A 13,280-nucleotide genomic window follows, 5' to 3' on the forward strand; every position below is an offset into this window, starting at 1 on the left:
ATTAATTAAGTAGCCACTATGATTCTTTCTTTTGCCATCTGGATCCCGATTTTTTTCGGCCTCATTATTTTGTTTTATGGGTCTGAGCACTCTACATCAGGCGTGCGTTGGCTTGCCCTGGTTGGCGCAGTTTTGGGGTTCATCGCTACTTTGCCATTGATCATTCAATTTGATGTTGCTAACCCTGGCATGCAATTTGTTGAGAAGATTAGCTGGATTCCAAGATACGATATTAATTACCACCTTGGCGTAGATGGTATTTCAGTATGGTTCATCGTCTTGACGGCCTTCATCAACATTTTCGTAGTAGTTGCTTCTTGGGAATCCATTACCACTAAGGTATCGCAGTACATGGCTTCATTCATGATTCTGACGGGTCTCATGATTGGTGTATTTGCTGCCTTAGATGCATTGTTATTCTATGTCTTCTTCGAAGCGACGTTGATTCCGATGTACATCATCATTGGTGTGTGGGGCGGACATAATCGTATTTACGCAGCCTTTAAGTTCTTCTTGTATACCTTACTTGGCTCTTTGTTGACGCTAGTGGCCATGCTGTACTTGTATAACGTGACCAATACCTTTGATATCTTGGCTTGGCAAAAAGCGCCTCTCGATATCGTTGAGCAGATCTTAGTATTTTTCGCCTTCTTTATGGCCTTCGCGGTGAAGATCCCAATGTGGCCATTGCACACCTGGTTGCCTGATGTCCACGTTGAGGCGCCTACTGGCGGATCCGTTGTACTGGCTGCCATTATGTTGAAGCTTGGCGCTTATGGTTTCTTACGTTTTTCTTTGCCGATTGCTCCCGACGCAAGTCAATTTCTTGCCCCGTTTGTCATCTTTCTTTCTTTAGTCGCCGTGATTTATGTAGGCGCAGTTGCCTTGGTGCAAAAGGATATGAAAAAGCTCGTTGCCTACTCTTCGGTAGCGCACATGGGCTTTGTGACTCTCGGCTTTTTCCTCTTCAGCCCTTTGGGGATTGAAGGCGGTATTGTGCAAATGATTTCACACGGTTTCGTGGCTGGTGCGATGTTCTTGTCTATCGGGGTGCTCTATGACCGTATGCATACTCGCCAGATTGCAGACTACGGTGGGGTAGTGAATCGCATGCCGGCCTTTACTGCCTTCGCAGTACTCATGGCTATGGCCAACTGTGGTCTGCCAGCAACCTCTGGTTTCGTGGGAGAGTTCATGGTGATTTTGGCTGCAGTGGACTATGACTTTGTCATTGGTCTACTGGCTGCTACTGCTTTGATCTTGGGTGCTGCGTATTCTTTATGGATGGTCAAGCGGGTTTTCTTTGGCACCATTAATAATGAGCATGTAGAAGCCTTGAAAGATTTGAACGCCCGTGAATATTGCATGATGGCCGTATTGACCATCTGCGTATTGGGAATGGGCGTTTATCCCAAGCCTTTTACCGACATCATTCACCCAGCCGTCATTAATCTGCTGCAGCACGTTGCTGTCAGCAAACTCTGAGTAAACGCTAATGCAAGCATTTGATCTATACGCCATCCTGCCTGAGCTGGTTCTATTGGTAGTCACCTGTTTTTTACTGGTGGCTAGTGTTTATGTGCCTGAGCGTCAGCCAGCCACCCCTGGTGTAGAGCAAGATATTTTCCATACGCCACGAGGCGTGGGCTTTGTCTACTTCTTCTCCATTATTTTGTTGGCCTACTTAGTCTTTGCTTTTGTGGGCCGCATCGGAGATGTCTCTGTGTTGGCGCTCAACGGCTTATTCCAATCCGATCCCTTCTCCAATTTACTCAAGGCCTGCTCTTGTGGTGCTGTGCTAGTGAGCTTGGTGTACTCCAAGCAATATCTGATGGATCGCTCGATGTTCCGTCCAGACTTTATCGTGCTCGTATTGTTAGCTCTATTGGGTCAACTGGTATTGATGTCTGGCGCTAATTTACTGACCTTGTATTTAGGTCTAGAACTTATGGCTTTGCCTACCTACGCCTTAGTTGCACTGCGTCACAGCAATGAGCGCAGCGTCGAAGCAGCAATTAAATATTTTGTGTTGGGTGCATTGGCTTCTGGCTTCCTGCTCTACGGCATGTCGATGCTTTATGGCGTAACTGGATCTCTTGATTTAGTTGAGATCTTTAAGACGGTAGCCGACCCCCGCGTCAATCATTTGGTGATGGCCTTTGGATTGGTATTTATTGTTGCTGGCCTGTCCTTCAAGTTGGGTGTGGCACCGTTTCATATGTGGGTACCTGATGTGTATCAAGGTGCGCCGACTGCAGTGACCTTGATCATTGCTGCAGCCCCTAAGTTGGCGGCCTTTGCATTGATGTTCCGTCTATTGGTAAATACCTTGTTGCCACTTTTAGGCGACTGGCAACCCATGTTGGTCTTGCTGGCGATTCTGTCTTTACTTGTCGGTAACATCACCGCGATTGCCCAAACCAATTTGAAGCGGATGTTGGCCTACTCAGCGATTGCACAAATGGGCTTCGTATTATTAGGTATGTTGTCGGTATTTGATGATCACGCCTTTAGCGCTTCGATGTTCTATATGGTGACTTATGTCCTCACGACTTTAGGAAGCTTTGGTTTATTACTCTTGTTATCTCGCAAAGGCCATGACTGCGAAACTTTAGATGACATCAAAGGTTTAAATAAAACTCATCCTTGGTTTGCCTTTATTGGTTTAGTGATGATGTTCTCCTTGGCAGGAATTCCGCCAACGGTCGGCTTTGCTGGCAAGCTGGGAGTGTTAGAAGCTTTGGTAGATGCTGGACATACGTTTATTGCTGTGATTGCGGTGATCGCCTCATTGATTGGCGCCTTTTATTACCTGCGGGTTGTGAAAGTCATGTATTTTGATGAGCCCAATGCCAAGCATCCTCCACAAATTAGCGGCTCGGGATTTGCAAAAAGCCTACTCGGCCTCAATGCCATATTAGTGTTGGCTCTGGGCGTCTTGCCATCCGGCTTGATGAGTCTGTGTTTAGATGCCATGCGCCGCACTTTATTGGGTAATTAGTTCTCGCTAGAATTGCAGCGTGATCAACTGAGGGTAAATAGATGAGCGCTAAATTCTACAAAGATCTCCCGCTGGGAGATGTGCATCTGCGAGAAGAGCGTTTATCGGGCGAAGATATCTACGGCGGTATCTTCCTCAAGATGAAGCGCGACCAAGTTAGCCTGCCCGATGGCAATGAAGCCGTCCGTGAATACCTTACCCACCCGGGCGCCGTAGCCATCGTGGCCATTTTGGATGACGGTAGGGTGCTTCTAGAGCGCCAGTTTCGCTATCCAATTGCCAAGGTCTGTATTGAAATCCCAGCTGGTAAGTTAGACCTTGGTGAAGATGAGTTAGTCTGCGCCCAACGTGAGCTACTGGAAGAGACTGGTTATACGGCCAAGACTTGGCATTTTATTCGCCGTATTCATCCAGTGATTTCTTATTCCACGGAATTTATTGATATCTATTTAGCTGAGGGCCTAGTGCCTGGTAATAGCAAATTAGATGAAGAAGAGTTTTTGGATGTATTTGCTGCGCCCCTAGAACAACTTATCGCCTGGGTTGAAGAGGGCGAAATCACCGATGTCAAAACCACCATCGCCACCTACTGGCTGGACCGCTACCGCCGTGGCTTAGTCAAAGCGCATCCGATCACCTAGCTTTTAGTCTGAAGCTACTAAAATAGGGCATTGATTATGTTATTTCTGCCCCAATATAGGTCTTATGAAAGTTTATAACCTTGCGTGCCCGCTAGACCATCACTTTGAAGGGTGGTTTGCTTCTGAAGAAGACTGCCTTGCCCAGCAAGCGCAAGGGATTCTGGCTTGCCCTTTATGCGAGAGCACTGATATTACGCGGATGCCCTCGGCACCTCATATTGCTAAATCCAGCACCCACAAAGAGCCTGCAGCGTCGTCTGTGCATTCATCTGCACTCACCGTTGCGCAGCCAGATAAGGCACCCTCTGCCGATCAGCAACTATCGGGCGAAGTAGTGGCCCTGACAGGCGCCGACCATTCGCAATTAGAAGCTCAGGTACAAGCAGCTTTTTTAAAGGGAATGCGCGAACTGATGGTGCGCTCCGAGGATGTTGGTAGCGACTTTGCAGATGAGGCGCGGAAGATTCACTATAACGAGTCCCCTGAGAGAAGTATTCGGGGGCAGACTACTTTAGACGAGGCCGAAGCCTTGCGTGAAGAGGGTATTGAGATCATGGCCGTGCCGATGATTCCAGCGTTAAAAAATACTCTGCAGTAACTATCTTATTGAGCTGAGTAAGTAAAAAAATAGCGACCCTAGGGCCGCTATTTTTCTTTGATCTACAACTGATTAATCAGGCATTTACTTCGAAGTTGGCATTACAAACTCTGCACCCTTAGCAATACTCTCAGGCCAGCGCTGCATGACACTCTTTTGCTTGGTGTAGAAGCGAACGCCTTCTTTGCCATAAGCATGCATATCGCCGAAGATGGATTTTTTCCAGCCACCGAAACCATGCCAAGCCATTGGCACAGGAATTGGCACGTTGATGCCGACCATGCCCACCTCAACGCGACGGGCAAATTCACGGGCGATGTTGCCATCACTAGTGAAGCAGGCTACGCCGTTACCGAATTCGCAGGAGTTCACTAAATTCAATGCATCGGTGAAGTTCGCGACACGTACGCAGGCAAGAACTGGCCCAAAAATTTCTTCCAAGTAGATCTTCATCTCAGGAGTCACATTGTCAAACAAGGTGCCACCAATAAAGAAGCCATCTTCATAGCCGTCTACTTTTAAGCCACGACCGTCTACTAAGAGCTTCGCTCCAGAGGCAACGCCGCTTTCGATATAGCCAGTAATGCGATCTAACGCGACCTTGGTCACGATAGGACCCATTTCTGCATCAAGTTCCATACCGTTTTTGACCTTGAGGGTCTTAGTGCGCTCAATCAGTTTAGGCATAATTTTCTCTGCTACGTTGCCTACCAACACCGCTACAGAGATTGCCATGCAACGCTCGCCAGCAGAGCCGTAAGCAGCACCGATTAGGGCGTCGATCGCTTTATCGATATCCGCATCAGGCATGATGACCATGTGGTTCTTGGCACCACCTAAAGCTTGGGAGCGCTTACCAAAGTGGGCGCAACGCTCATAGAGATAGTTAGCGATTGGAGTAGAGCCCACAAAACTCACGGCCTTTACATCGGGGTTTTCAATCAAAGCGTCAACAGCTTCTTTGTCACCCTGAACAACGTTAAATACGCCATCTGGTAAACCTGCTTCTTTTAATAGCTTAGCCATCAATAAAGAGGCTGAGGGATCAGTTGGGCTAGGCTTGAGAATGAAGGTGTTACCGCAGGCAATCGCCACTGGGAACATCCACATTGGCACCATCACTGGGAAGTTAAAAGGCGTAATGCCTGCAACCACGCCTAAGGGCTGACGCATGACCCAGTTGTCAATGCCAGTAGAAACTTGCTCGGTGTAATCGCCCTTAAGTAATTCAGGAATACCGGTAGCAAATTCCACAATCTCAATACCGCGGGTGACTTCGCCTTGAGCATCAGTAAATACCTTGCCATGTTCGGCAGTGATGATGGCCGCCAGTTCATCGCGATGGGCATTGAGTAGCTCTAAATACTTAAACATAATGCGTGCGCGACGCAGTGGCGATGTGAGCCCCCAGGTCTGAAAAGCCGCTTGGGCTACAGCAACTACGTCATCAACTTCCTTGCGACTAGCTAAGGCTACGCGACGGGCAACAGTTCCTTTAGTGGGATTAAATACATCACCAAAGCGACCGGCTGTGGGGTTGACGAGCTTGCCGCCAACAAAGTGACCAATATCTTCTGTGGATTCAAAGGCTTGAGTAGGATTCATAGTAATTAACTTAATTAAGTTGCAGGTTTGTACTAGGGTTGTTAGGCAATGCGGCAGTGCAGCGGGTAAGCGTCACCGGGGCTTTGTTTTATGTATTCTGAATTTGGTTATTCTATCGTCTTGCGCAATTCTAAACTTTTTCACCCATTGGTTCAGTTTTTAAAGGTATTTGTATGAGCATGCTATTTTCTGGTTTTACCCTGAATTCATCTCGCGGCCCATTAACGCTGGCTAACCGCATTGTGGTGGCCCCTATGTGCCAATACTCAGCAATTGAAGGGGAGGCGCAGGATTGGCACCTGATGCATTGGGCTAACCTACTCAATAGCGGTGCTGCTTTATTCATTATCGAGGCCACCGGCGTATCCCCAGAGGGCCGCATTACGCCAGCTTGTCTGGGTTTATGGGATGACCGCACTGAGGCTGCGTTGGCGGATAAATTAACCCGCGCACGCAAACTGGCGCCAGCTACTCCCGTATTTATTCAGCTCTCGCATGCAGGCCGTAAGGGCTCAAGCGCAACCCCTTGGGGTGGTGGTCAGCTACTTTCTTTGGAGCAGGGCGGCTGGGAAACAGAGGCTCCTTCCGCAATTCCGCAGATTGAAGGAGAGCGTTTACCCCATGAGCTCTCCAAAGCGGAACTGGACAGTGTGATTGCGGCATTTGTATCCTCCGCCCAGCGGGCCGACCGAATTGGCGTCGACGGTATTGAACTGCATGGTGCCCATGGCTATCTGTTGCACGAATTCCTTTCCCCAATTGCCAACCAACGTAGCGATGAGTACGGCGGATCCTTTGAGAACCGCATCCGCTTTCCGCTGGAGTTGTTCAAGGCGGTGCGCGCAGCTTACAAAGGCGTCTTGGGCTACCGAATCTCGGCTAGTGACTGGGTAGAAGGGGGCTGGACACCAGAAGAAACAGCTGAGTTTGCGGCGCAATTAAAGCCCTTAGGCTGTGACTACGTGCATATTTCCTCAGGGGGTGTTTCGCCTTTGCAAAAGATTGCTGTAGGACCAAATTATCAGGTGCCGTTTGCAAAGCTAGTTAAAGAAAAATCAGGCTTACCAACAATGACTGTTGGCTTGATTACTGATCCACTCCAAGCAGAAGCCATATTAGACAGTGGTGACGCTGACCTGATTGCATTGGCCCGCGCTTTTTTATACAAACCACGCTGGGGATGGGAGGCAGCAACCGCTCTCGGGGGTATTGTGTCTTCCAACGAGCGCTATTGGCGCTGTTTACCCCGTGAAGCGCAAGCCATCTTTGGTAACGTGAAGATTGGTCAGCGCTAATGACTGGGTATATTAAGCAATGAAGCAGCATTCTATTAGAGAAGCCTGGTTGGAAGATGCTGTAAAACATCTGGAACCCGTGTTTTCCAAAGCAGGTTACGCCATTCCACCAGTCCGAGTGTCTTGCGGATTTCCGGCATCAAGCAGCCCACGAACCACATTGGGTCAATGCTGGCCGCGTGAGCGTTCGGGCGGGGGTTTTAATGAGATCTTTATTTCCCCGAAATTAGATGACCCAGTCCAGCTTTTAGACACTCTAGTTCACGAACTCTGTCATGCCGTAGATGACTGCTTTAGTGGACATGGCGCAGACTTCAAGGGCATCGCACAAACTGTTGGATTAGAAGGTCCCGCCAGAATGGCCCATGCAACCGAGGCCTTGGTGGTGAAGTTGATGATGATTAGCCAAGAATTAGGACCTTACCCCCATCAAGCCATTGTCTTTCCGCCGCCCCGTCCGAGCAATGCTAGCCGCAACAAGGCTAAGTGTGGCCAGTGTGGCTATGAAGTGACTTTATTAAAACGTTGGGCCACCTACGGCGCACCGATTTGTCCTAAAGACAATATCCGGATGCAAGAAGCTGAGCCCGAAACCATTGAAAACGCATCCGAGCACGATAGTGAATCCGTGAAGACCATTAAATCCAAAGCCGATGAAATCCGTCGCGCTATCAGTTAAGCTATCGCTTATTCCATATCCATTGAAAGTCTATTGAAGATGAATGCCAAGAAAAAAGTTCTGAATCCTAAAATTGCCGTGATTGCAGGCGATGGTATTGGCAAAGAGGTAATGCCTGAAGGTATACGCGCGCTTGAGGCGGCGAATAAAAAATTCAATATTGGCATGCAATTTGATCATTTTGACTTTGCCAGCTGTGATTATTATTTAAAGCACGGCAAGATGATGCCGGACAATTGGTTCGAAACGCTGATGCAATACGACGCTATTTTCTTCGGCGCGGTGGGGATGCCTGAAATTCTTCCAGATCATATTTCACTTTGGGGCAGCTTGATTCAGTTCCGCCGTGGTTTTGACCAGTACGTCAATTTACGTCCAGTACGTTTATTGCCTGGGGTACCTTGCCCGTTGGCCAATCGCAAACCAGGGGATATTGATTTCTTCGTTGTGCGTGAAAATACCGAAGGCGAGTACTCGAGCGTTGGCGGAAAAATGTTCCCGGATACCGACCGAGAATTTGTGATTCAAGAATCCGTTTTCACCCGTCATGGCGTTGATCGTATTTTGAAGTACGCCTATGACTTGGCGCAAAGCCGTCCTAAAAAGCATTTAACCTCAGCGACAAAATCTAACGGGATTGCTATCACCATGCCTTACTGGGATGAGCGAGTTGAGGCAATGGCCAAGCAATACGGGGACGTCAAATCAGATAAGTACCACATTGATATTTTGACAGCTCAGTTTGTGATGAACCCTGATCGTTTTGATGTGGTTGTGGCGAGTAATTTATTCGGCGATATTTTGTCTGACTTGGGTCCTGCTTGTACTGGCACGATTGCCGTTGCTCCCTCAGGCAGTATTAATCCCGAAGGAAAGTTTCCTTCCCTGTTTGAACCAGTGCACGGCTCGGCACCCGATATCTACGGCAAGATGATTGCCAATCCGATTGGGCAAATCTGGAGCGGTTCAATGATGCTGGATCACTTGGGTTATCCAGAAGCGGGTTTGGCGGTATTTACTGCAATTGAAAAAGTATTGGCTGCAGGTAAAACGGCCCTCACACCCGACTTAGGCGGCACTGCCAAAACCGATGACCTAGGAAAGGCTATCGCTGCAGCAATCTAAAGTCAGATGTACTAATTAGTTCAAGGTATCAGCAGGACTCCAAACGGAGTCCTTTTTACTGGCTTTGGCAATCTCGACCAGAATTGTTTCATGGAGCGCTAAGTCATCTGCACCAGCAAGCATCAACTTAAGCTTGGTGGGTAGCGGCTTCATCTGACCTGTAGCGTCTGTACCTACCGTATAGTCAATTAGATCAATCGAAAGATCTTCTTGGCCACGGGTCATCGCAACATAGACTTCTGCAAGGAGCTGGGCGTCTAAGAGCGCGCCGTGCAATGTGCGGTGTTGATTGCCGATTGAGAAGCGTTCACACAGGGCATCAAGTGAGTTGCGCTTGCCTGGAAACATTTGGCGCGCGTCTAGCAAGGTATCCGTTACCTTTGCCGCGAGCGATCTAAAGCTAGGGCGCTTGAGTAAAGTGAATTCATTATCCAAGAAGCCCAAGTCAAAGGCGGCGTTGTGAATAATGATTTCAGCACCATCGACAAACTCAATGAGTTCCTCAACAATATTGGCAAACACCGGCTTATCGGATAGAAACTCGCGGGATAAGCCGTGTACCGCATAAGCACCTGCATCAATATCGCGCTCTGGATTAATGTAATAGTGAAAGGTACGATCCGTTTGGCGTCTGTCAACCATTTCTACACAACCAATCTCAATGATGCGATCCCCAGTAGCAGGGTTAAGACCGGTTGTTTCAGTATCGAGAATGATTTGACGCATCTGTATTGGATTCCTAAGCGCTTAATGTAGTTTGACTCAAAGCGGAGCCAAGTTATAAATGAATTTTCTCATAAGGTTAATCAGGGTGGCTCAGCAGACCGAATAATTTATGGAAGAAATTCTTCAACGCCACGGTTGGCTAACAAGTCCGCAAGTTCGTTTCCGGGATGGCCGTTGTGTCCTCGTACCCAGTGCCAAGAAATCTGATGATCCGGCAGCAGAGCATCAAGCTCTTGCCATAAATCAGCATTTTTAACTGGGTCTTTACTAGCGGTTTTCCAGCCCCGTTTCTTCCAACCTTCCAACCACTCGGTTACCCCTTTTTGCACATATTGGGAGTCCGTCCAAAGCTCAACCGAACTCCTTTGCTTGAGGGCTCGCAAAGCATGGATTACGGCACTAATTTCCATGCGATTATTGGTAGTATGTTTTGCTCCGCCATGAATATGTTTTTCATGTTCGCCAGAGCGCAAAACGGCGCCCCAGCCGCCAGGTCCAGGATTGCCTTTGCAGGCACCGTCGGTATAAATAATGATGTGAGGCAAATTTGAATTGTCCGGCATGAACTTCTTTACTTTTCTTGGTGGGTTTGATGATGTTTACGACTCTCGGCCGCAGGGCTGAGTTGCGGGATACTCGGTACGCGCAACGGTGGCATGCGGCCTACTAAGCGAATACCTTGTTGACGCTTGACGGCGGAAATCAGAAAGACTGCCCCAAAGATGGGCCACCAACGATTACCCATTGACTCTAAAAAGTCCATTCGCCCCATACTCGTCTCACCCTGCAGGGGCAGTTTATAACAACCAAAATGACCCCGATCTAGGGAGAAATTGAGTAACTGTAGCCAATCTTTAACTCGCAATAGGCCGATAAATTGACCGTCCCGGGGTAGATAGGGGTTGCCAATCAGCCGACTGAGATATTGGCGGGCTCCCCAAAGACTTGCGGGGTTGAACCCAGAAATAATCAGCCGACCTTCTGGCCGCAACACGCGCTCGGCCTCCCTTAAAACTTGGTGGGGATCGGCGGCAAATTCAAGGACGTGGGGTAACACCAGTAAGTCAATAGTTTCATTGGCAAAGGGGAGTTCGGTAGCGTTCCCTTCAATTCGGTGCCAATGAGTAGAATTTGCGTGGTTTTCCCTGTCATTCGCGTGCATTAGGAGGGCCTGCACGGGCATGCGATTCTCAGCGAGGGTGTTGATTTGAGGCAAACCCACCTGAACCGCATAGAAACCAAACACATCATCCACGATCTGGTTGACGCATGTTTGCTCCCAGTTCAGTACATAGCGACCGGGAGGAGATTGCAGCCACTTTTCCCATGAACTCCATGGTGGGGCGGGGATCTGTGAAGGGGTAGGTGGGATTGGTATCATGGCTATATGTTGAAGAATACTTTATTGCAAGTTTGGCCTATACCGGCCTTTGATGACAACTACTTATGGTGTATCCACGACGGCGATTCTGCGCTCATCGTTGATCCAGGTGATGCCGATCCCGTAATTGCCTATTTGCAGCAAGAAAAGCTGACTCTCAAGGGAATCTTAATTACCCATCATCATGCTGACCATACGGGTGGCATTTTGAAGCTCCTAGAGGCCTTGGGAGAGTCCATTCCGGTATATGGCCCAGTTGGTAACAATATTCCTGGCCGCACCCAAGTGCTAATGCAGGGTGATAAGTTAGAGATAGCTAGTCCGCGCATCAAGTTCGAAGTTTCAGAGGTTCCTGGCCATACGCTGAGTCATATTGCCTACTTTGCCAATATGCAAGAAAACATTCAGGAGCCGATGCTATTTTGCGGTGATACCTTATTCGCCTCTGGTTGCGGTCGACTCTTCGAAGGTACTCCAACACAAATGAGTCAATCACTCGCCAAGTTCATTGCTCTACCAAAGAACACCTTGGTTTACTGCACTCATGAGTACACCTTATCAAACATTCGTTTTGCTTTGGCAGTGGAGCCAAATAATCTCAATCTCATTACTTGGGCCGAGAAAGCTCAGGCCCTGCGAGCAAAAAATTTACCCACCTTGCCAACGACCATTGGTCAGGAGCTCCAAGTCAATCCATTTATGCGCTGCGATCAAAAAGAGGTGATTGAATCTGCCTTGCAGATTTCGGGCGAGAAGTCTTTACCTAGCCCGGCCCATGTTTTAGCCATCATCCGTGCATGGAAGGACCGGTTCTGATGTTTTGGCGTTGTGTGGCAATCGTACTGATTGCTGGTTTAACGGGTTGCGCGGGGATGAATGACTGGTCTTCTGATACTCCAGCGGCTGTAAACTCCAAGGTAGCCAAAGCCAAGCGAGTCAACTTGCAGACTCAATCGGTAAGCGATCTGTATGCGCCTTCCAGTAATCTTTGGATTCGCATTCGGGATGGTTATGCAATAGAGCCCATGAATACTCCGCTCGAACTAGACCAAGTGCGTTGGTTAAGTGCCCGTCCAGATTATGTGAACCGCTCCATGACACGTTCCTCGCGTTATTTGTTTTATATCGTACAAGAGGTCAATGCGCGCAATATGCCTACCGAGATAGCGCTACTTCCTTTTGTAGAGAGTGCGTTTAACCCTCAGGCCAAGTCGGGCGCGAAGGCGATGGGTCTTTGGCAGTTCATGCCTGCAACCGGTAAAGACTTTCGTCTGACGCAAAATGTCTTTCGTGATGAGCGCCGGGATTTATTGCAATCTACCGATGCTGCCTTGGATTATTTGCAACGACTTCACAATCAGTTTGGCAGTTGGGAATTGGCTTTAGCCGCCTATAACTGGGGCTCAGGGAACGTATCTAAAGCGCAGAAGCGCAATGAGGCTGCGGGCTTGCCTACAGACTATCTCAGCCTCAAGTTACCCAATGAAACTCGCAATTACGTACCCAAGCTGATGGCTTATCGCCAAATTGTGCTTGATCCCAGTGCCTATGGCATTACTCTGCCCGATCTAGAAAATCACCCCTACTTTGTAGCTATCGATGTGGGTAATGATATTGATCTCCCCTTGGCCATTAAATTTGCCGAGCTACCTGCGGAGGAGTTTCATAATCTCAACCCCTCCTTTAATAAACCCGTGATTCTGAGTAATGCCAATCAGCAGATTCTGTTGCCATTCGGTCACGCTGAAGTCTTTCAAGAAAATCTGAAAAAATACAACAAGCCACTTTCTTCCTGGTCAGCAGTGCAGGTAGTCAAAACGGAGAACGTGGATCAGGTGGCGAAAAACCTTGGGGTAGATCCCAACACTCTGAGAGATGTGAATGGCATTCCAAAGGGGATGCTTATTAAGGCAGGATCGACTGTTTTAATCCCGAAAACAGCTAAGAGCTCTGGGGATATCTCCGTTGCAATGGCAGAAAACGCCAGTCTCAGCCTTGAAAAGCCCGCTCCTCCAGCGCCCAAAAAATGCGCAAAGGGGGCTAAATGTAGCAGCCCAAAGACTGCAAAGCATTCAGCTAAAGACACTTCTTCTGCGAGGAATTCCTCATCTCAGCGTAAATCCGCATCGACAGCAAGTACAAAATCTGCGAAAAAGGAAGTTGCAAAGTCGCCTAGTGGCTCAACACAGCTTCTAAGCAGCAAGGGAACTAGTAAGAATCAGTAGTTTG

The 13,280-nt window shown here is 48.4% G+C and carries 13 protein-coding genes; 9 read left to right on the plus strand and 4 right to left on the minus strand.

From position 1 onward, the window contains the following. Positions 1–18: 18 nt before the first annotated feature. The 4 genes from CP950_RS03850 to CP950_RS03865 all read left to right on the plus strand — a co-directional run bounded on the left by CP950_RS03850 (position 19) and on the right by CP950_RS03865 (position 4,240). Complete coding sequence (locus CP950_RS03850; RefSeq protein ID WP_096672562.1) at positions 19–1,485, plus strand: NADH-quinone oxidoreductase subunit M; 1,467 nt, start codon at positions 19–21, stop codon at positions 1,483–1,485. A 10-nt stretch (positions 1,486–1,495) separates the two neighbouring features. Beyond that, positions 1,496–3,001 carry an NADH-quinone oxidoreductase subunit NuoN gene (gene nuoN, locus CP950_RS03855; RefSeq protein ID WP_096672563.1) on the plus strand — a complete coding sequence of 502 codons (1,506 nt, stop codon included), beginning with the start codon at positions 1,496–1,498 and terminating at the stop codon, positions 2,999–3,001. A gap of 41 nt (positions 3,002–3,042) precedes the next feature. Further along, a complete protein-coding gene (locus CP950_RS03860; protein ID WP_096672564.1) occupies positions 3,043–3,642 on the plus strand; it encodes an NUDIX domain-containing protein in 600 nt (199 codons plus the stop codon). A gap of 64 nt (positions 3,643–3,706) precedes the next feature. Continuing rightward, entirely contained in the window at positions 3,707–4,240 is a 534-nt protein-coding gene (locus tag CP950_RS03865; RefSeq protein WP_096672565.1) for a DUF1178 family protein, read from the plus strand. Between the two features lie 84 nt (positions 4,241–4,324). Here the strand turns inward: CP950_RS03865 and CP950_RS03870 are convergent, their stop codons facing one another. After that, on the minus strand, positions 4,325–5,845 hold the full coding sequence (locus CP950_RS03870) for a CoA-acylating methylmalonate-semialdehyde dehydrogenase (RefSeq protein ID WP_096672566.1): 1,521 nt from the start codon (positions 5,843–5,845) through the stop codon (positions 4,325–4,327). A 173-nt stretch (positions 5,846–6,018) separates the two neighbouring features. Between CP950_RS03870 and CP950_RS03875 the strand changes: the two genes are divergently transcribed. Genes CP950_RS03875 through CP950_RS03885 form a run of 3 tightly spaced genes read left to right on the plus strand, consistent with a single transcriptional unit; the run spans position 6,019 to position 8,944 of the window. Next, on the plus strand, positions 6,019–7,140 hold the full coding sequence (locus CP950_RS03875; protein WP_096672567.1) for an NADH:flavin oxidoreductase/NADH oxidase: 1,122 nt from the start codon (positions 6,019–6,021) through the stop codon (positions 7,138–7,140). Between the two features lie 19 nt (positions 7,141–7,159). Continuing rightward, the gene (locus CP950_RS03880) at positions 7,160–7,819 is read left to right on the plus strand and encodes a SprT family zinc-dependent metalloprotease (protein ID WP_096672568.1); all 660 of its coding nucleotides are present in this window, start codon (positions 7,160–7,162) and stop codon (positions 7,817–7,819) included. 39 nt (positions 7,820–7,858) lie between these two features. Further along, a complete protein-coding gene (locus CP950_RS03885) occupies positions 7,859–8,944 on the plus strand; it encodes a tartrate dehydrogenase (RefSeq protein WP_096672569.1) in 1,086 nt (361 codons plus the stop codon). Between the two features lie 15 nt (positions 8,945–8,959). Here the strand turns inward: CP950_RS03885 and dnaQ are convergent, their stop codons facing one another. The 3 genes from dnaQ to CP950_RS03900 all read right to left on the minus strand — a co-directional run bounded on the left by dnaQ (position 8,960) and on the right by CP950_RS03900 (position 11,051). Then, positions 8,960–9,670, minus strand: a complete 711-nt coding sequence (gene dnaQ, locus CP950_RS03890; protein ID WP_096672570.1) for a DNA polymerase III subunit epsilon — start codon at positions 9,668–9,670, stop codon at positions 8,960–8,962. Positions 9,671–9,777: 107 nt separating this feature from the next. Continuing rightward, a complete protein-coding gene (gene rnhA, locus CP950_RS03895; RefSeq protein WP_419185572.1) occupies positions 9,778–10,233 on the minus strand; it encodes a ribonuclease HI in 456 nt (151 codons plus the stop codon). Positions 10,234–10,241: 8 nt separating this feature from the next. After that, positions 10,242–11,051 (minus strand): class I SAM-dependent methyltransferase, encoded by an 810-nt coding sequence (locus CP950_RS03900; RefSeq protein WP_096672571.1) that lies wholly within the window; start codon positions 11,049–11,051, stop codon positions 10,242–10,244. A 6-nt stretch (positions 11,052–11,057) separates the two neighbouring features. On the opposite strand from CP950_RS03900, the gene gloB reads away from it, so the two are divergent. Together gloB and CP950_RS03910 are read left to right on the plus strand one after the other, a co-directional pair. Beyond that, the gene (gene gloB / locus CP950_RS03905; RefSeq protein WP_096672572.1) at positions 11,058–11,867 is read left to right on the plus strand and encodes a hydroxyacylglutathione hydrolase; all 810 of its coding nucleotides are present in this window, start codon (positions 11,058–11,060) and stop codon (positions 11,865–11,867) included. After that, a complete protein-coding gene (locus CP950_RS03910) occupies positions 11,867–13,276 on the plus strand; it encodes a transglycosylase SLT domain-containing protein (RefSeq protein WP_096672573.1) in 1,410 nt (469 codons plus the stop codon). Before gloB ends, CP950_RS03910 begins: the two co-directional genes overlap by 1 nt. Positions 13,277–13,280 lie beyond the last annotated feature (4 nt).

It is taken from the genome of Polynucleobacter meluiroseus (assembly GCF_900205755.1).
Classification (GTDB): Bacteria; Pseudomonadota; Gammaproteobacteria; order Burkholderiales; family Burkholderiaceae; genus Polynucleobacter; species Polynucleobacter meluiroseus.